The organism is Bradyrhizobium sp. cf659, assembly GCF_900113725.1.
Taxonomy (GTDB): Bacteria; Pseudomonadota; Alphaproteobacteria; order Rhizobiales; family Xanthobacteraceae; genus Bradyrhizobium.
Map to the genome: position 1 here is coordinate 269699 of NZ_FOQJ01000003.1, position 16593 is coordinate 286291.

At 65.5% G+C, this 16593-nt stretch carries 19 protein-coding genes; 11 read left to right on the top strand and 8 right to left on the bottom strand.

Going from position 1 to position 16593, the window contains the following annotated elements:
- Positions 1 to 11 precede the first annotated feature (11 nt).
- From BM118_RS15325 to BM118_RS15335, 3 genes are all read left to right on the top strand, one after another.
- Positions 12 to 944: a sugar-binding protein gene (locus tag BM118_RS15325; RefSeq protein WP_092186394.1), complete on the top strand. Its 933-nt coding sequence runs from the start codon at positions 12 to 14 to the stop codon at positions 942 to 944.
- Positions 945 to 1037: 93 nt separating this feature from the next.
- Entirely contained in the window at positions 1038 to 2015 is a 978-nt protein-coding gene (locus tag BM118_RS15330; protein WP_092186395.1) for an aldo/keto reductase, read from the top strand.
- Between the two features lie 3 nt (positions 2016 to 2018).
- Positions 2019 to 2867: an amidohydrolase family protein gene (locus BM118_RS15335; RefSeq protein WP_092186396.1), complete on the top strand. Its 849-nt coding sequence runs from the start codon at positions 2019 to 2021 to the stop codon at positions 2865 to 2867.
- Positions 2868 to 3059: 192 nt separating this feature from the next.
- On the opposite strand, the gene BM118_RS15340 is transcribed toward BM118_RS15335, so the two are convergent.
- The 4 genes from BM118_RS15340 to BM118_RS15355 all read right to left on the bottom strand — a co-directional run bounded on the left by BM118_RS15340 (position 3060) and on the right by BM118_RS15355 (position 6647).
- Entirely contained in the window at positions 3060 to 3425 is a 366-nt protein-coding gene (locus BM118_RS15340; RefSeq protein WP_092187013.1) for a nuclear transport factor 2 family protein, read from the bottom strand.
- A gap of 159 nt (positions 3426 to 3584) precedes the next feature.
- Complete coding sequence (locus BM118_RS15345) at positions 3585 to 3935, bottom strand: RidA family protein (protein WP_027575148.1); 351 nt, start codon at positions 3933 to 3935, stop codon at positions 3585 to 3587.
- Between the two features lie 132 nt (positions 3936 to 4067).
- Positions 4068 to 4973: a CE1 family esterase gene (locus BM118_RS15350; protein WP_244550157.1), complete on the bottom strand. Its 906-nt coding sequence runs from the start codon at positions 4971 to 4973 to the stop codon at positions 4068 to 4070.
- A gap of 15 nt (positions 4974 to 4988) precedes the next feature.
- Positions 4989 to 6647, bottom strand: coding sequence for an FAD-binding dehydrogenase (locus tag BM118_RS15355; RefSeq protein WP_092186398.1), 1659 nt, complete (start codon positions 6645 to 6647; stop codon positions 4989 to 4991).
- 249 nt (positions 6648 to 6896) lie between these two features.
- On the opposite strand from BM118_RS15355, the gene BM118_RS15360 reads away from it, so the two are divergent.
- The 5 genes from BM118_RS15360 to BM118_RS15380 all read left to right on the top strand — a co-directional run bounded on the left by BM118_RS15360 (position 6897) and on the right by BM118_RS15380 (position 11383).
- Positions 6897 to 7418: a hypothetical protein gene (locus tag BM118_RS15360; protein WP_177234343.1), complete on the top strand. Its 522-nt coding sequence runs from the start codon at positions 6897 to 6899 to the stop codon at positions 7416 to 7418.
- Between the two features lie 109 nt (positions 7419 to 7527).
- A complete protein-coding gene (locus BM118_RS15365; RefSeq protein WP_092186399.1) occupies positions 7528 to 7722 on the top strand; it encodes a hypothetical protein in 195 nt (64 codons plus the stop codon).
- A 23-nt stretch (positions 7723 to 7745) separates the two neighbouring features.
- Positions 7746 to 8336, top strand: a complete 591-nt coding sequence (locus tag BM118_RS15370; protein WP_092186400.1) for an SCO family protein — start codon at positions 7746 to 7748, stop codon at positions 8334 to 8336.
- 284 nt (positions 8337 to 8620) lie between these two features.
- Positions 8621 to 9556: a transporter substrate-binding domain-containing protein gene (locus BM118_RS15375; protein WP_092186401.1), complete on the top strand. Its 936-nt coding sequence runs from the start codon at positions 8621 to 8623 to the stop codon at positions 9554 to 9556.
- 183 nt (positions 9557 to 9739) lie between these two features.
- A complete protein-coding gene (locus BM118_RS15380) occupies positions 9740 to 11383 on the top strand; it encodes a lysine--tRNA ligase (protein WP_092187015.1) in 1644 nt (547 codons plus the stop codon).
- Positions 11384 to 11404: 21 nt separating this feature from the next.
- Here the strand turns inward: BM118_RS15380 and BM118_RS15385 are convergent, their stop codons facing one another.
- Together BM118_RS15385 and BM118_RS15390 are read right to left on the bottom strand one after the other, a co-directional pair.
- The gene (locus BM118_RS15385; protein ID WP_092186402.1) at positions 11405 to 11890 is read right to left on the bottom strand and encodes a cupin domain-containing protein; all 486 of its coding nucleotides are present in this window, start codon (positions 11888 to 11890) and stop codon (positions 11405 to 11407) included.
- A gap of 109 nt (positions 11891 to 11999) precedes the next feature.
- Positions 12000 to 12770, bottom strand: a complete 771-nt coding sequence (locus BM118_RS15390) for an AraC family transcriptional regulator (RefSeq protein WP_177234344.1) — start codon at positions 12768 to 12770, stop codon at positions 12000 to 12002.
- Between the two features lie 214 nt (positions 12771 to 12984).
- Here BM118_RS15390 and BM118_RS15395 point away from each other — a divergent pair, with 214 nt between their 5' ends.
- Complete coding sequence (locus BM118_RS15395; protein WP_177234345.1) at positions 12985 to 13335, top strand: antibiotic biosynthesis monooxygenase family protein; 351 nt, start codon at positions 12985 to 12987, stop codon at positions 13333 to 13335.
- Here the strand turns inward: BM118_RS15395 and BM118_RS15400 are convergent.
- On the bottom strand, positions 13314 to 14066 hold the full coding sequence (locus BM118_RS15400; RefSeq protein WP_092187016.1) for a carbonic anhydrase: 753 nt from the start codon (positions 14064 to 14066) through the stop codon (positions 13314 to 13316). The two genes, BM118_RS15395 and BM118_RS15400, sit on opposite strands and share 22 nt — an antisense overlap.
- Before the next feature lie 90 nt (positions 14067 to 14156).
- Positions 14157 to 14810 (bottom strand): S24 family peptidase, encoded by a 654-nt coding sequence (locus BM118_RS15405; protein WP_092186404.1) that lies wholly within the window; start codon positions 14808 to 14810, stop codon positions 14157 to 14159.
- A 304-nt stretch (positions 14811 to 15114) separates the two neighbouring features.
- On the opposite strand from BM118_RS15405, the gene BM118_RS15410 reads away from it, so the two are divergent.
- Both BM118_RS15410 and BM118_RS15415 read left to right on the top strand, forming a co-directional pair.
- Entirely contained in the window at positions 15115 to 15459 is a 345-nt protein-coding gene (locus tag BM118_RS15410) for a DUF952 domain-containing protein (protein WP_092186405.1), read from the top strand.
- Positions 15456 to 16553: a quinone-dependent dihydroorotate dehydrogenase gene (locus tag BM118_RS15415; protein WP_092186406.1), complete on the top strand. Its 1098-nt coding sequence runs from the start codon at positions 15456 to 15458 to the stop codon at positions 16551 to 16553. The genes BM118_RS15410 and BM118_RS15415 overlap by 4 nt, the downstream gene beginning before the upstream one ends.
- Positions 16554 to 16593: the final 40 nt, after the last annotated feature.

Genomic DNA, 16593 nt, shown 5'->3' on the forward strand with positions numbered 1-16593 from the left:
GAGGGAAAGTAATGAAGAAGCTTCTGTTGGCCGGCGTGACCATCGCGATGATGGCGACCCCGGCATTTGCCCAGACCTACAAGTTCGCCATCGTGCCCAAGGCGATGAACAATCCGTTCTTCGACGTGGCGCGCGACGGCTGCCTGAAGCGAGCCAAGGAACTCGGCAACGTTGAGTGCATCTACAAGGGACCGGTCGAACACGAGCCGGCGACGCAGGCGCAGATCATCCAGGACTTCGTCACGCAGAAGGTGGATGGGCTCGCGATCTCGGTTGCCGACGTCGCGGCCATGACCAAGTCGATCGAGGCAGCAACGGCGGCCGGCATTCCCGTCATCACCTTCGATGCGGACGCGCCGGGCTCCAAGCGCATCGCCTATATCGGCACCAACAACAAGGACTTCGGTCTGGCGCTCGGCAAGCAATTGGCCCAGCTCAAGCCCGAAGGCGGCAAGTATGCGATCATATCCGGCGGTCCCGGCGCGAAGAACCTTGCCGAGCGTGTCGACGGCGTCCGTGAGTCGCTCAAGGGAACGAAGTGGGTCGAGGTCCAGGGCTCTCCGACCTTCTGTAACGACGATCCCGCGCTCGCGATCCAGCAGATGGCCGATTTGCGCACGGCGACGCCGGATCTCGGCGCCATCGTGCCGATCGGCGGCTGGCCGATGTTTGCACCCGAAGGTTACAAGGCCTTCGTCAACAAGAACAGGAAGGACATCGACGCCGGCAAGTTCACGCTCGTCGTCGCCGATACGCTGAAGATGCAGCTTGAGCTGCTGCGCGACGGCTACTCCAACGCGCTCACCGGCCAGCGCCCGTTCGAAATGGGCGAGAAGTCGATGGACACCCTGCTCGCGATCAAGAAGGGCGAGAAGGTGCCGGAGATCATCTATACCGGCCTCGATCTCGTCACCAAGGACAACGTTGCGCAGCTGCTGAAGTAGGAGCGCCACCAGCCCCGCGCTCCTGCGTGCCTCTCCCGCTTGCGGTTTTCGCAAGCGGGAGAGATGATTTGGACTGCCGGAAGGAAATCTGGAATGAAACGGTCGCGGCTCGGCCCCCTTGATGTCACCTCAATCGGCCTCGGCTCCGCCCCGCTCGGCGGATTGTTCACCCCCGTCAGCGATACCGATGCGCAAGCGACGCTCGAACGGGGTTGGTCGGCCGGCATCCGCTTCTACGACACCGCGCCGCTCTACGGCTTTGGCCTCGCCGAACGGCGGCTCGGCGCATTCCTGCGGCAACAGCCGCGCGACTCCTACGTCATCTCGACCAAGGTCGGCCGCCTGCTGCGCGCACCCGATGGCGCCGCCGCCGAGGACGATCATTACAAGAGCGGTCAGCGCGAGCGGCCGGTGTTCGACTTCTCTCATGACGGGGTGATGCGCTCGGTCGAGGAGAGCCTGCTGCGCCTCGGGCTCGACCGCGTCGATGTCCTGCTCGTGCATGATCCCGACGATCACTATGACGACGCCATCGCCGGCGCCTTCCGCGCGCTCCAGCGCCTGCGCGCGGAGGGCACGGTCAAGGCGATCGGCGCCGGCATGAACCAGTCGGAGATGCTGGTCCGTTTTGCCGAAACCGTGCCGGTGGACTGCTTCCTGCTCGCCGGCCGCTACACGCTGCTCGACCAGGGCGCGCTGGATGCGCTGTTTCCTGTCTGTCAGGCCAGGAACATCGGCATCCTGCTCGGCGGCATCTACAACAGCGGCATTCTGGCCAACCCCGGCACCGGCGCGAAGTTCAACTATGAGGATGCCGACGCGGCGCTGGTCGCGCGGGCGCTCGAGCTCGACGAGCTTTGCCGCAAGCACGGCACCGAGCTGAAGGCTGCCGCGCTCCAGTTCTGCATGGCCCATCCGGCCGTGACCGTCGCCGTGCTGGGCGCGCGCAATGCCGGCGAGGTCGCCGACAACATCGCGATGTCGCAGGCGCCGGTGCCGCCGGCCTTCTGGCAGGAGCTGCGTGCGCGGAAACTCGTCGACGCGCGGTCGCCGCTGCCGGGTGGAGCGTGAGTCATGATCATCGACGCCCACCAGCATTTCTGGGATCCGGCGCGTGCCGACTATCCCTGGATGGACGCGCCAGAACTCGCGCCGATCCGCCGCGCCTTCGGCCCCGCCGATCTCGCGCCGCTGTTGAAAGCGAATGGCATCGACGCGAGCATCGTGGTGCAGTGCCGCTCCGCGCTGGAGGAGACCGAGGAATTTCTGCGCATCGCGCATGCAACGCCGTCTGTCGTCGGCGTGGTCGGCTGGGTCGATCTGACCGATGGCGCGCCTGGTGACACGCTTGACCGGCTGCGCGCCGCGCCGGGCGGCGACAAGCTGGTCGGAATCCGCCACCAAGTCCACGACGAGGCCGATCCCGATTGGCTGCTCCGCGAGGACGTCCAGCGCGGGCTCACCGCATTGTTCGCCCGCGATCTCACTTACGATTTCCTCGTCCGCACCCGCGAATTGCCGGCGGCGATCGCAACCGCGCAGGCCTTTCCCAACGCGCGCTTCGTGCTCGACCATGCCGCCAAGCCGCCGATCGCTTCTGGCGGAAGCGCCGAATGGGCTGATCGCATCAAAGCGCTCGCCGCCTGCGGCAATGTCTGGTGCAAGATCTCCGGGCTCGCGACGGAAGCGAAGTGGAATGATTGGGATGCGGAGCGGCTGCTTCCGTTCGTCCAGCACGCCGCAAATTGCTTCGGTGAGGATCGCCTGATCTTCGGCTCCGACTGGCCGGTGTGCCTGCTTGCGGGCAGCTATGGCGAGGTCAAGGGCGCGCTGGAGGCGTGCCTGGCGAAGCTGGGTGCGCAGGTGCGCGAGAAGGCGTTCGGGGTGAATGCGAAGGCTGCGTACCGGTTGGCGATTGCGTAAGTCGCGAACTCGCTGCACCTTCTCCCCTTGTGGGAGAAGGTGGCGCGAAGCGCCGGATGAGGGGTTCTCTACGCGAACTCAACTCGCAAGATTCACGCGCGGAGAGAGACCCCTCACCTCAGTGAGCCCGTGTCTACGAGCGGAGATGCCCTCTCCCACAAGGGGAGAGGGCACAGCCACGAGCAACGCACCTCACGCCCCCGCGGGCACCTGGTCCAAGAATCCCGTGATGCTCCTGATGCGGCCATCCTTCAGCACGGCGAAATCGGTGCCTTTGATCGGGCTGTCGACGCCTTCAGGGCCAAGGCCCCAGCTGAAGCGTAGATGATCGCCGTAGCCGGTGGGCTCGCCGATTAGCTTGAACTTGAAATCGGGGAAGCGCTGTTGCACGCCCGCGATCAGCGCGTCGATGGCGTCCTGGCCGTCGCCCTTCATCAGCGAATCGACATAGCTCGCATCCGCCGCCCAGTTCTCGCTGAGCAGTTCGCGCCGGCGGCTTGTCGTGCGCTCGTTCCAGAGCTCGATGTAGCGGCGGGCAATGGTGACGTGGTCGGTCATGGGGTGCTCCTTCGGTGACGCCGTATTCGGCTGCTCGTCACTATCGAAGGTTTGCGCGCGCTGATCGATTACCTCCGAGGTCATCGGCGTGCGCAAAAAAGAATGAAGCGCGATGATGGTCTCATCGCGCTTCAGCCGCATGCGACTGGTTCGCGAAGACTACTTCGCGGCCGTGACCATGATCTCGACGGTGTATTGCGGCGCCGCCAGCTTGGCTTCGACGGTGGCGCGTGCCGGGGTGTTGCCGGGGGAGACCCAGGCGTCCCACACCGCATTCATCTCGCCAAACGTCTTCATGTCGGTGATGTAGATCGTGGCCGAGAGCAGCTTCGACTTGTCGGTGCCGGCCTTGGCGAGATGGCCGTCGATCGTCGCCAGGATGTCCTGGGTCTGCTTCGTCACGCTTTCGCCGGCGGCCTTGTTGGCGACGACACCGGCGAGATAGACGGTGTTGCCGTGCACGACGACCTGGCTCATGCGCGGGCCGGTTTCAAAACGCTGAATGCTCATTTGGGATCTCCTGGTGGAATGGCGGCCCTGTCTAGCGCAGCACCCCGCGCTCAGCCACCCCCGGCACGCATGCGTTGCCGGGTATGCATGCGTTGCCAGGCACGCATGCGTCGCCGGCGTTGCACGCATTCCCTAGGGAAACTGACTGAAGAACGCCCAGATCGTCTCGGCGCCGTCGATGTCGCCGTTCTGTGGCCCGAGCAGGCTGGTTGCGACCTTGGGGAAGCGGGCATCCGGAGCGAAGCCGGGCATGCGATGGCCGCCATGGTTGACGCGATAGAGCACGACGTCGTGCCCCCTGGGGCAGCGCGAGGAGATCCGCGTGACCGTGGACTGGTCTGCGGGGGCCCTGTCGGGCATTTCAGTTACGTTGGCGTCACCGGTCTCACAGCCGTTGAGCTTGCGCCAGAATTCGAGCGTCTCGTCGGTCGACCAGAATCCGTCTGCGGCAAAATAGCTCGATCCGCGTCCGCCCTCGTAGGGCACCAGCGGGTCGGCCGTGCCGTTCATGATCAGCATCGGCAGCGGTCGCGACGGATGGCACGTGACCGCGGCCTCGTCGGTGAGGTTCATGATCACGCTCGCACCTGCCGTAAACAGATCGGCGCGGGCGCAAGCAAGCGTCATCGCCATGGCGCCGCCATTGGAGATGCCGGCGACATAGACGCGGCCGGGGTCGGCCGTGCCGTTCGCCACCAGTTTCTCGACGAGCTTCGCGATGAAGGCGACGTCGTCGGTGCCCTCGGGCGGGCCACGGAGCGCGGGCCCCGCCTTCGTCCTCGCATCGGCCCAGGCATGGTTGAGCCCGTCGGGAAAGACCACCGCAAAACCTTCGCGCTTTGCGACCTGGGGCCACGCCGTCCGCGCGACCATGTCGGCGCCGCGCTGGGTCTTGCCATGCAGCACGACCACCAGCGGTACGAGTCGCTTGGCCGGCAGTTGCATGGTGTAGGACCGCATCACGCCGTTGACGTCGATGGTGTCGGCGGACGCCGCCTGGACGGCGGCGAGGCCCGCGAGAAACGCTCCGATATGCATCCACCTCCGCACGATCTAGCCCACCGCCTTCGCCGCCGCGCGGCCCGCATTGCGGCCCGAGAACAGGCAGCCGCCGAGGAAAGTGCCTTCGAGGGAGCGATAGCCGTGCACGCCGCCGCCGCCGAAGCCCGCGGCTTCGCCGACCGCATAGAGGCCGGGAATGACGCTGCTCTCGCTACCGAACACGCGCGAGTCGAGATCGGTCTCGAAGCCGCCGAGCGTCTTGCGGGTGAGGATGTTGAGCTTGACCGCGATCAGTGGTCCGTGTGCGGGATCGAGGATGCGGTGCGGGGAGGCGGTGCGGATCAGCTTGTCGCCGATATAGCGACGCGCATTGTGGATGTTCATCACCTGCGCATCCTTGACGTAGGGATTGGCGATCTCGCGGTCGCGCGCCTCGATCTGCATCTTGATGTGCTCGAGCCTGAGGAGGTCGCTGCCGGCGAGCTTGTTCATGGCCGCGACGAGATCGTCGATCTTGTCGCGCACGATGAAGTCGACACCATGGCTTTTGAATGCTTCCACCGGCGCCGGCGCACCCTTGTTGGTGGCGCGGCGCAGCGTCATGCGCCAGCTCTTGCCGGTGAGGTCAGGGTTCTGCTCCGAGCCCGACAGCGCGAACTCCTTCTTGATGATGCTCTGGGTCAGGATGAACCAGGAATAATCGTAGCCCGTCGACATGATGTATTTGAGCTGGCCGAGCGTATCGGAGCCGGGGAACAGCGGCGCCGGCAGCCGCGTGCCGGTGGCGTCGAACCACATGGACGAGGGCCCCGGCAGGATGCGGATGCCGTGGCGCGGCCAGATCGGTGACCAGTTCTGGATGCCCTCGACATAATGCCACATGCGGTCGCGGTTGATCAGCCGCGCGCCTGATTTCTCCGTGATGCCGATCATGCGGCCGTCGACATGTTCGGGCACGCCGGAGATCATGAATTTTGGCGGCCCGCCGAGCCGCTCGGGCCAGTTCTGCCGCACCAGCTCGTGGTTGCCGCCGATGCCGCCGGAGGCGACGATCACGGCCTGCGCCTTCAGTGCAAACTCCCCGATGACATTGCGCGAGGAACTCTTGCCGCGCTCGACATCGTCAGGCGCGAGAACGGCGCCGCTGACGCCATCCACCGTGCCATTGGTGATGGACAGTGCGTCGACGCGGTGGCGGAATTTGAAGGTCAAGCGGCCGCTCTTCATCGCCTCGCGCGCGCGGCGCTCGAACGGCTCGACGATGCCGGGCCCGGTTCCCCAGGTGACGTGGAAGCGCGGCACCGAATTGCCGTGGCCCATCGCGTCATAGCCGCCGCGCTCGGCCCAGCCGACCACGGGGAAGATGCGATGCCCCATCGCGCGCAGCCAGTCGCGCTTCTCGCCGGCCGCGAACGCCACATAGGCCTCGGCCCATCTGCGCGGCCAGTGATCCTCGTCGCGGTCGAAACCGGCGGTTCCGAGCCAGTCCTGCATCGCAAGCTCGAAGGAATCTTTGATGCCGAGCCGGCGCTGCTCCGGCGAATCGACCAGGAACAGCCCGCCGAACGACCAGAACGCCTGGCCACCGAGCGATTGTTCGCCTTCCTGGTCGACCACGATCACGCGTTTGCCGGCATCGGCGATCTCGGTTGCGGCCACGAGGCCCGATAGTCCGGCGCCGACAACGATGACGTCTGTCTGTTCAGCCATAAGTTCCCCCCTGTAGTTGCCCGGATTGAAGCCAGCGGTTGTAACTGAGATCAAGGGTGTGGCGCGTAAGACATCATTAACTTGTTCCGCTTTGGGATAGAGCCCGGCCAAGTGCAGCGCGGACGCAACACTGGATTTGAATTTGTTTTGAGCGAGCCGGCCTGCCTAGACAAAACCTTGGTTACGACGGACGCTAGCCGTGCATCACCACCTGACACGCAGATTCGAATTCGACCGGGGCGGGGGACAATGAAGTTTCTGACGGGGTTGCTGGCGGCAGTTGTGCTGATCGCTTGCATGGGGGCTTCTCACGCGGTGGTTCGGATCGCGGATGACCGCGGCGGCCGGATCGGAACCTACGTCGACAAATACCAGGACCTGCGGCAATCCGGCGAAACCGTCATCATCGACGGCCTTTGCGCCTCCGCCTGCACCATCGTCCTTGGCGCCATCCCGCACGACCGCATCTGCGTGACCTCGAGCGCGACGCTGGGCTTCCACGCCGCCTGGGATTTCGGCGCCAATGGCCGCGCCGTCACCAATTCCGAAGCAACCCAGATGCTCTATGCGATGTACCCCTCGCAGGTGAGGCGCTGGATCAACCAGCGCGGCGGCCTGACCCCGCACATGCTTTTCCTGAGGGGCAAGCAGCTTCAGGCCATGTATAAGCCCTGCTACATGGACGCACAGGCCTCGGCGATCAAGCCGACGCGCCGGTCTCTCCCGCAATCGGAGCAGATCGAGTCCGCTCGGGGCCAGCTCCTGCACTGACATCCTCGGCACGACGGGTTTGCTTTAGCCCGCCTGCGGCGCCTTGCCCGCAGGCGGGCTAAAGCTTATCTGAAGCCCGGGAACCGGGGCCTTCGCCCCGATCATTGTCATGGCTCAACCAGTGCACCCGGCCCATCCGTTACAGGACAATTCGCCCACTGCCGGCCAGACGCCGTCTGTGCTGCTGTTGGCTGGCACCGGTGTCGGCGGTCTGGTCGTGATCGGTGCGCTGGCGCTGTGGTTCCACTACGGCACCCAGGTGTTCTTCGAAATGATCAGGACCGGCTTCATTGCCTGCTTCTGACCTCCGACAGGAAGTCTTCCGCCATGAGCTCCGCCGCCCGCCCGCTGGTGATCGCGACCGCCTTCGCCGCAAGCCTTGTCGTCGGGCTGCTGATCATGTTCTGGGCCATGGGCGGGGTCGGCAAGGTGGCGCAGCCGGCTGCGATCGGCGGCCCGTTCCAGCTCACCGACCAGAACGGCAAGGCCGTCACCGATAAGAGCCTGAAGGGCAAGCCGACCCTGATCTTCTTCGGCTACACCCATTGCCCCGACGTCTGCCCGACCTCGCTGTTCGAGATCTCGGAAGTGCTGCGCGCGATGGGCAAGGACGCCGACAAGGTCAACGCCATCTTCATCTCGGTCGACCCTGAGCGGGACACGCCGGCGGCGATGAAGGACTATCTGTCGAGCTTTGATCCGCATCTCCAGGGCCTCGGCGGCGATCCCGCCGAGACCGCCAAGGTGATCACCTCCTACCGGGTCTACGCCAAGAAGGTCCCGACCAAGGACGGCGACTACACGATGGACCACACCGCGCTGATCTATCTGATGGACCGCGACGGCCGCTTCGTCTCGCCGTTCAACCTGAAACGGACGCCGGAAGAGGCCGCGGTCGAGCTGAAGCGGTATCTCTGAAGGCCGTTTTCGGGGCGCAGCTGTTTCCACATCGTCATGGCGGGGCTCGACCCGGCCATCCAAGTTCTCAGGGCAGGCGCGAAAGTGCGTGGATGCCCGGGACCCGGGCTCCGCCAAGGCTTCGCCGGGCTACCGGTGTTGGGCCGGCGAAGCTTCAGCGAAGACGGCAAGTCCGGGCATGACGACCGCCTGACCTTCACCGCGACTGCAATCGGCGCTCGCGTTCCCGGGCGGATGGTCTATAAGGCCCTCCGATCCCAACGAAATTCGTTCATTTCCGGCCGATGGCTCCATCGCAACAGGCGAAATCGTCCAAATCTGCCCGTGGCTTGCTGACAGGGCTGGCCGTCGGCGCCTGTCTGTTTGCAGCCCTGCCCGGCGCGAAGGCGCAGGCCCCGGCCAAGCAGCCTCCGGCGGCGCCTCAGGCCACCCCGCAGGTCGCGCCCCAGGCGGCCCCCCAGGCCGTGCCCGGCTTCTGGGACCCGCGGCGGCGGCCGGAGCGGCCGGACCTGTCGCGCCTGACCGTGATCCGCTTCCTGACCGAGACCGACTATCCGCCGTTCAACTACACCGGCGCCGATGGCAACCCGGCCGGCTTCAACGTCGATCTCGCCCGCGCGCTCTGCGAGGAAATCAAGGTCACCTGCACGGTGCAGATGCGCCGTTTCGAGACGCTGGTCGACGCGCTCACCTCGAACCGGGGCGATGCCATCATCGCCTCGATGGCGGTGAGCCCGCAGCTCCGTGCCCGCGTTGACTTCTCCGATCCCTATTACCGCGTGCCGGCGCGCTTCGCCTCGCGCAAGGATGCGGTGATGCCGGAGATCCGCCCGGAATATCTCGAGGGCAAGAAGGTCGGCGTGGTCGGCGGCTCCGCGCATGAAGCCTATCTCAAGGCGATGTTCACCGACGCCGAGCTGCACCCCTATCCCAACGACGACGCGCTGCGCGCCGCACTTCGCAAGGGCGAGGTCGACTTCATCTTCGGCGACGCCATCTCGCTCGCCTTCTGGATCAACGGCACGGATTCCGGCGAGTGCTGCGCCTTCTCCGGCGGCCCCTTCGTCGAGAGCCGCTTCTTCGGCGAGGGCATCGGCATCGCCGTGCGCAAGGGCAACGACGTGCTGCGCCAGGCCCTGAACTGGGCCCTGTTCCGCGTCTGGGAAAAAGGCCGCTACACCGATCTGTGGCTGCGGTATTTTTCGGTGAGCCCGTTTTAGCTGCGTCGCTGCTCCCTCCGCCGTCATTGCGAGGAGCCCTTGCGACGAAGCAATCCAGACTGTTTCCGCAGTGACAGTCTGGATTGCTTCGCTTCGCTCGCAATGACGGTGCCAGAGGCAATACCGCCCACAAAATTGCATTCTGCCGGGAAATCGCTATTTTCCGCGGCCCGGAGGCCCCTGATGTCCGTTATCGATCTTGCCGCGAACCCGAGCGACCTGCGTGCGCTCGCCGAACAATCCAACGCCTGGCCGTTCGAGCAGGCGAAGGCCATTGTCGCGCGGCTGAAGAAAAGCCCGAAGGACGAGGTGCTGTTCGAGACCGGCTATGGCCCCTCGGGCCTGCCGCATATCGGCACGTTCGGCGAGGTCGCGCGCACCTCGATGGTGCGCCATGCCTTCCGCGTGCTCACCGAGGACAAGATCAAGACGCGCCTGCTCGCCTTCTCCGACGACATGGACGGGTTTCGGAAAGTGCCCGACAACGTCCCCAACAAGGAGATGCTGGCTGCGCATCTCGGCAAGCCGCTGACGCGCGTGCCGGATCCGTTCTCCAACGAGTACCCGTCGTTCGGGCACCACAACAACGCGCGCCTGCGCGCCTTTCTCGATCATTTCAGCTTCGACTACGAGTTCGCGAGCTCGACCGACTATTATACGTCCGGCCGTTTCGACGCGACGCTGCTGAAGATGCTTGCCGCCTACGACAAGGTGATGGCGATCATCCTGCCGACGCTGGGGCCGGACCGCCGCGCGACCTATTCGCCGTTCCTGCCCATCAGCAAGACCTCCGGAATCGTGCTCCAGGTGCCGATGATCCGCCGCGACGTCGCGGCCGGCACCGTGACCTATGTCGATCCCGACAGCGGCGAAGAGGTCGAGACGCCCGTCACCGGCGGCAACGTCAAGTGCCAGTGGAAGGCCGACTGGGCGATGCGCTGGGTCGCGCTCGGCGTCGACTATGAGATGGCGGGCAAGGACCTGATCGATTCCGTGAAGCTGTCCGGCGCGATCGCCAGGGCGCTCGGCGCCACGCCGCCCGAGGGCTTCAACTACGAGCTCTTCCTCGACGAGAAGGGCCAGAAGATCTCGAAGTCGAAGGGCAACGGCCTCACCATCGACGAATGGCTGCGCTACGCCTCGCCGGAATCGCTGTCGCTGTTCATGTATCGCGAGCCGAAGGCGGCCAAGCGGCTGTATTTCGACGTCATCCCGCGCAATGTCGACGACTATCAGCAGTTCATCGACGGCTTCGCCAAGCAGGATGACAAGCAGCAGCTCGGCAATCCGGTCTGGCACATCCACAACGGCAATCCGCCGAAGGGCGACATGCCCGTCACCTTCCAGCTCCTCTTGACGCTGGTGTCGTCGTCGAACGCGGAGAATGCCGAGACGCTGTGGGGCTTCATCGGCCGCTATCGCCCCGGCGTGAGCCCGCAGACGCATCCCAAGCTCGATGCGATGGTCGGCTACGCCATCAACTATTACCGCGACTTCGTGGCCCCGACGAAGCAGTTCCGCGACCCCACCGACGGCGAGCGCGCCGCACTCCAGGATCTGCGCGATGCGCTGTCGCAGTTGCCGCAGGATGCGTCGGCCGAGGACATCCAGAACGTCGTCTACGAGATCGGCCGCCGCGATCCGTTCCTCGACCAGGTCAAGAAGGGCAAGGACGGCCGTCCGGGCGTGACGCTCGACTGGTTCAACATGCTCTACCAGGTGCTGCTCGGCCAGGAGAAGGGCCCGCGCTTCGGCTCCTTCGTCGCGGTGTATGGCGTGCAGAACGCAGTCAACATGATCGACGGCGCGCTGGCGCGGAGCGCGTGAGGCAGGTGTAGCGGCGCAGCCCTAAAGCGGCTCGCCCGCCTTGGTCGTGAATTTGTAGACGCCATCCGGCCCGAGCACGGCGTGCATGTCGACGTCGGGATAGCTGATCACGTCGTCCGGCGTGCGGTCGCCGATCACGAGCAGCCTGACGTCGCGCGTGGTGCGATTGACGAAGCGGTGCGCATCGCCGCTGCCCGCGGGGAAGCCGGCGCACATTCCGGTCGTCAGCACCTGCGCGCCGGAATTGGTCTCGAGCACCACTTCGCCCTCGATCACGAAGACGAACTCGTCCTGGCGCGAATGCGCGTGACGGTACGAGGATTGCCCGCCCGGAATGATCCGGGTCAGGTTGACGCCGAAATTCTTCAGCCCCGCATGCTCGCCGAGCCGGCGGTTGTAGCGCATCTGGTTGGCGGCCCGGTGCAGCTGCGGATAGCTGGTGAAATTGCTCTCGCCGACGTCCTCCGGATCGAAAGCGGGGAGTCTTGGTTTCGCCGGTGTGGTCATTTCGTTGTCTCGGTCAGGCCAGGAATCGGCACGGCGCCCGCCGCGCAGAACCTCTGGAGTATCGCAGTAAGGCGCATGTTCCCCGGCAGTATTGGCTGAAATTGCGGCGTCAGCCCGCCCGCGCGGCCTGCGCAAACTGCAAGGGCGTGATGCCGTAGCAGCGCCTGAAATGCTTGTTGAGGGCGGCCTGGTCGCAGAATCCCGCCGCTAGCGCGCTGTCGGCCAGCGAATGGCCACGCCTCAGGAAACGGCAGGCCGCGTTGAGCCGGATGTGAACCAGATAGGCGTGCGGGGTGAGGCCAACCGTGCGCTTGAACAGCCCGATCAGCTGGAAACTGGTGAGGCCTGCGAGGCCCGCAAGCTGGTCCAGGCTCAGATGTTCGGCATGGTGCTCCCGCATCAGGGCGATCAACCGCGTCACGACGGCGTCGCGGCCGGCAGGGATCTTGGCGCGGCGTCCGTCGCCGTAGCGCTCGAACAGACGGCCGAAGGCATCGGCGACGAGCTCATCGGCCAAAAGGTCGTCCTGTTCGGTTTCCAGCACCCGGTGCAACCGCTCGAAGCGCCCGATCAGATCGCCGTCGTCGAGCATGCTCTCCTGGAGATGGGGCAGGGTGTCCGTGCCGAAGCGCCGCGCGAGGTCGCCGATTGCAGGTCGCGCGAGATAGAAGGCGCGATAACGCCATCGTCCGCTATCGCCCATCCGTGCCGACTGCCGCTCGTCCGGATTGGAGACGAACAGCGTGGCGGCGCCGACTTTTCGCACGACATTGCGGTTGCGGATTTCGGCGCCGCCGGACTCCGTCACCGCGATCACATAGGCATCATGGGTGTGCGAACCGTAGTCGTGGTGACGGAAATCGGCGCGCAGCAGGCTCATGCCGGGAATCCGCCGGCTGTGCCAATAGCTCGTGTGGTTGCCAGTGTGCCGGCGCGCCATCGTCGGTCCGTGTGCTCCGTCTCTCGCACATCATGACGCGACGGGCGGTCCTGGACGAGAGGCAAAATCGGGATGGGAGCGTTGCCGCAATTTCGGCCAATACGACGCCGGGGGTGTTCCCCGAGACTCGACCTTGCAAGTTTCGGAGAGAAAGATGATCGCTCGCATCTGGCGTGCGGCGGCCACGCGTGACAAGGCCGCCCTTTATCAGCATCACTTTGCAACCCGGGTGGTGCCGCACCTCCAGGCCATCGACGGCTTCGCCGGCGCCTCGCTGCTTCGCCGCGACGTCGAGGGCGGCGCCGAAGTGCTGGCGCTGACGCTGTGGCAGGATCTCGACAGCATCCGCGCCTTCACGGGGCCAGATCCGGGCAAAGCCATCGTCGATCCCGACGCGCAGGCCATGCTGACGAGCTTCGATGCCACGGCCGCCAACTACGAGGTCGTCGTGGAGGCCAGGCCGGACATCGGAAGCGCAGCGCCTCAGATCGAGCGCAGCACGTAGCGCCGGTTGTCCTTCTGCACCGGGCGCGCGTTCATCGGATAGAGCTTTGCGAAGGCGGCGACGTCGGCGGCCGCGACCTGGATCGGGGTGGTCAGCAGCAGCCATTCGACCACTTCCGAGCAGGGCGGCGTCGTCAGCGAGCCGGGATAGCGGAAGTAGCTGAGCTTCAGCGGCAGCATGGCGTGGGGATCGATGCTCGCATCCGCCTTCACCGCGGGGCCTTCCGCCGCCGGCATGGTCTTGACGATCTTGCCGAAGGCCGCGTTCGGCTTGCCCTCGGCCATCAGCACGCCGACCACGGCGAGCCCGCCGGCATCGTTGCGATGGACGAAATGCGCCTCCATCGGAAAATTCTTGCCGCCGATCATGTGCTCGCTCGGCCGGTGGAAGTGCACCTGGAGCAGCTTGTATTTGACGTCGCCGAGCATCAAGGTGCTGCCTTCGGCGAAGTTGAGCTGGATCGTGTGCCCGTTGTTGACGATGGTGTCGGCGCTCTTGCCCCAGTTCAGCTTCAACATCGGCAATTGCGACTTGATCGTCGCCTCGATGTCGATCGGCGATTGTTGCAGGCCGACCGCGCAGGCCTTGTTGGCCGCGTCGAGATCGCCCCATTTGGCAGGAGCACCCGCGCCTTCATAGCTCCAATGCACGCCTTCGGCGGCGAAGGCCGGCTTGCAGACCGGACAAAGCGCAAGACCCGCCAGGGCCTTCAATGCGTGACGGCGATTCATCATATTTCCCCCAAGATGAATTTGATCGGCGATGCGCGCGCAACCTAGGCGAGAGGCGCGGTGAGTCGCAATGGCCGTCGCGCGTTGAATTCATTGGCTCGCCCACACGATCCTTGCGACCCACGCGACCTCACCCGCCGCCATCGTGCGCTCGGCCTGCGAGGCATCGAGCGGCAGCAATTCCAGCGCCTTTGCCGTGCGGCGCTTCAAGGTTGCGACCGTCATCTCGCCCGCCTTGGTCTTCACCACCACGCGATCGCCCTTGCGGATCGGCGCGCCCGGCGAGACCAGGATGATGTCGCCGTCGCGATAGGTCGGGGCGAGCGCATCGCCGGCAATCTCCAGCGCAAATGTCTGCCTGTCCTCGGCGGTGGGAAGCGCGACCTCGGTCCATCCCTTGCCGGACGGAAGACCGGCCTCGTCGAAAGCGCCGCTCGCGCCGGCCTGTGCGAAGCCGAGCAGCGGCACCGAGCGGCTGTCGCCTGCGTCGTCGTCGATCAGCCTCGCAAAGATATCGATCGAGGCGCCGGTCGCTGTCAGCGCTTTCGCGATCGATTCGGTCGAGGGCCAGCGCTCGCGGCCGTCCGAGGTGATGCGCTTGGACCTGTTGAAAGTGGTGGGGTCGAGCCCGGCCCGCTTGGCGAGGCCGGACGGAGACAGCCCGGCGCGCGCCGCCAGCCGATCCAGCGCGACCCAGATCTGGTCGTGAGTCAGTATCCTCTGCGCTTTGGCCTGCCTGACCATGGAAGGTCCAGCCCGTCGCAACTCAGGAAAACTGTCCTCAAATCAACCGGTTTTCCGATTTTCGCGCAAGAGGCGGCGGGGGAAGCGTTTTCAAGCGAAGGTGGATGCCCCTTCGCGTCAAGAAAGCGCGTCAAAACAAGAATTTAGACCCCGTTCCGATTTCATCGCAACGGAATAGGCTCTAAGTCTTGAGTTCGGAAGGGGCCGCCTTTACGGTCGCGCCGGGTTTTGAGACCCGCAAGAGACGAAAAACCCCAAGAGACTCAAAGAGCTGACTCAAAGGGCAAACAGGGCTCCACATCAGGTGGTCAAGATCTACAAAATCTGTCCGGCCTCGGCCTGGCGCGAGGCGGAACGGCAGGGCGTGTACCGCGGCAGCGCGGACGACGCGCGCGACGGTTTCATCCATTTTTCGACGGCCGCCCAGGTTCCCGAGACCTTGCGCAAGCATTATTTCGGGCAGCGCGCGCTGTTCCTGGTCGAGGTCGACGGCGATGCGCTCGGCAGCGAATTGCGCTGGGAGCGCTCGCGCAATGACGATCTGTTTCCGCATCTCTATGGCGAGCTCGATTTCGGCGCGGTCATCTCGGTGGCGAGCCTCAACATGCGCTCGGACGGCGGCCACGACGTGCCGGAGCTTGCCCCGTGATCCGCGCCTTCGATGCTCTTTCGCTGCCGGTGCTGCGCTGGCTCGATCCGGAGGATGCGCATCGCCTGGCGATCCAGGGCCTGCGCTTCCTGCCGCCGGGCAAGCCGCGCGCTGACGATCCCAAGCTCGCGGTGCGCGCCTTCGGGCTCAACTTTCCCAATCCGATTGGCATGGCCGCGGGCTTCGACAAGAGCGCGGAGGTGCCGGATGCGCTGCTGCGCCTCGGCTTCGGCTTCGTCGAGATCGGCTCGGTGACGCCGAAGCCGCAAAGCGGCAATCCGCGGCCGCGGCTGTTCCGGCTCGAGCGCGACGAGGCCGTCATCAACCGCATGGGCTTCAACAATGACGGCGCGGATGTCGCGCTGCGCCGGCTCGCCGCGCGCGCGCAGCACGGCGGCATCGTCGGCGTCAATGTCGGTGCCAACAAGGATTCGCCGGACCGCGTTGCGGATTACGTCAAGCTGATCGAGGCCTTTGCGCCGGTCGCGAGCTATTTCACGATCAACGTCTCCTCGCCGAACACGCCGGGCCTGCGCAATCTGCAGGAAGGGGCGCTGCTCGACGACCTCCTCGCAAGGGTGATCGAGGCGCGCGAGCGGGTGCGCCAGAAGGCCGGTGATACGCCGGTGCTGCTGAAGATCGCGCCGGATTTGAGCCTTGCCCAGCTCGATGACGTCGTGCAGGTGGCGCGCTCGCGCCGGGTCGACGGCATGATCGTGTCGAACACGACGATCGCGCGGCCGAGCACGCTGCGCGAGCAGATGCGGGCGAAGGAGCAGGGCGGCCTGTCGGGCCGGCCGCTGTTCCGCCTGTCGACGCGCATGGTCGCGGAGACCTATGTGCGCGTCGAGGGCGCGTTCCCGCTGGTCGGCGTCGGCGGCGTCGATTCGGGCGGCGCCGCGCTGACGAAGATCCGCGCCGGCGCGAGCCTGATCCAGCTCTATTCGTCGCTGGTCTACAAGGGCCTCGGCCTTGTCGAGGAGATCAAGCGCGACCTCACCTCGACCTTGCTGCGCACGGGCCGGGATTCGCTCTCCGACATCGTCGGCGCGGATGCCGCGACGCTGACGGCGGAAGACTGGCCGGGGATGTAAAGGGACTGCCCTTCGCCTCTCCCCGCTTGCGGGGAGAGGC

Excerpts from the sequence above, each read along its gene's own strand:
- BM118_RS15345 (WP_027575148.1), bottom strand. The coding sequence starts at position 3,935 with ATGAGCATTCAGCGTTTTGAAACCGGCCCGCGCATGAGCCAGGTCGTC.
- BM118_RS15330 (WP_092186395.1), top strand. The coding sequence starts at position 1,038 with ATGAAACGGTCGCGGCTCGGCCCCCTTGATGTCACCTCAATCGGCCTC.
- BM118_RS15405 (WP_092186404.1), bottom strand. The coding sequence starts at position 14,810 with ATGGTCAGGCAGGCCAAAGCGCAGAGGATACTGACTCACGACCAGATC.
- BM118_RS15390 (WP_177234344.1), bottom strand. The coding sequence starts at position 12,770 with ATGAGCCTGCTGCGCGCCGATTTCCGTCACCACGACTACGGTTCGCAC.
- BM118_RS15380 (WP_092187015.1), top strand. The coding sequence starts at position 9,740 with ATGTCCGTTATCGATCTTGCCGCGAACCCGAGCGACCTGCGTGCGCTC.
- BM118_RS15395 (WP_177234345.1), top strand. The coding sequence starts at position 12,985 with ATGATCGCTCGCATCTGGCGTGCGGCGGCCACGCGTGACAAGGCCGCC.
- BM118_RS15370 (WP_092186400.1), top strand. The coding sequence starts at position 7,746 with ATGAGCTCCGCCGCCCGCCCGCTGGTGATCGCGACCGCCTTCGCCGCA.
- BM118_RS15385 (WP_092186402.1), bottom strand. The coding sequence starts at position 11,890 with ATGACCACACCGGCGAAACCAAGACTCCCCGCTTTCGATCCGGAGGAC.
- BM118_RS15325 (WP_092186394.1), top strand. The coding sequence starts at position 12 with ATGAAGAAGCTTCTGTTGGCCGGCGTGACCATCGCGATGATGGCGACC.
- BM118_RS15350 (WP_244550157.1), bottom strand. The coding sequence starts at position 4,973 with ATGCATATCGGAGCGTTTCTCGCGGGCCTCGCCGCCGTCCAGGCGGCG.
- BM118_RS15355 (WP_092186398.1), bottom strand. The coding sequence starts at position 6,647 with ATGGCTGAACAGACAGACGTCATCGTTGTCGGCGCCGGACTATCGGGC.
- BM118_RS15365 (WP_092186399.1), top strand. The coding sequence starts at position 7,528 with ATGGCTCAACCAGTGCACCCGGCCCATCCGTTACAGGACAATTCGCCC.
- BM118_RS15340 (WP_092187013.1), bottom strand. The coding sequence starts at position 3,425 with ATGACCGACCACGTCACCATTGCCCGCCGCTACATCGAGCTCTGGAAC.
- BM118_RS15335 (WP_092186396.1), top strand. The coding sequence starts at position 2,019 with ATGATCATCGACGCCCACCAGCATTTCTGGGATCCGGCGCGTGCCGAC.
- BM118_RS15375 (WP_092186401.1), top strand. The coding sequence starts at position 8,621 with ATGGCTCCATCGCAACAGGCGAAATCGTCCAAATCTGCCCGTGGCTTG.
- BM118_RS15400 (WP_092187016.1), bottom strand. The coding sequence starts at position 14,066 with ATGAATCGCCGTCACGCATTGAAGGCCCTGGCGGGTCTTGCGCTTTGT.
- BM118_RS15360 (WP_177234343.1), top strand. The coding sequence starts at position 6,897 with ATGAAGTTTCTGACGGGGTTGCTGGCGGCAGTTGTGCTGATCGCTTGC.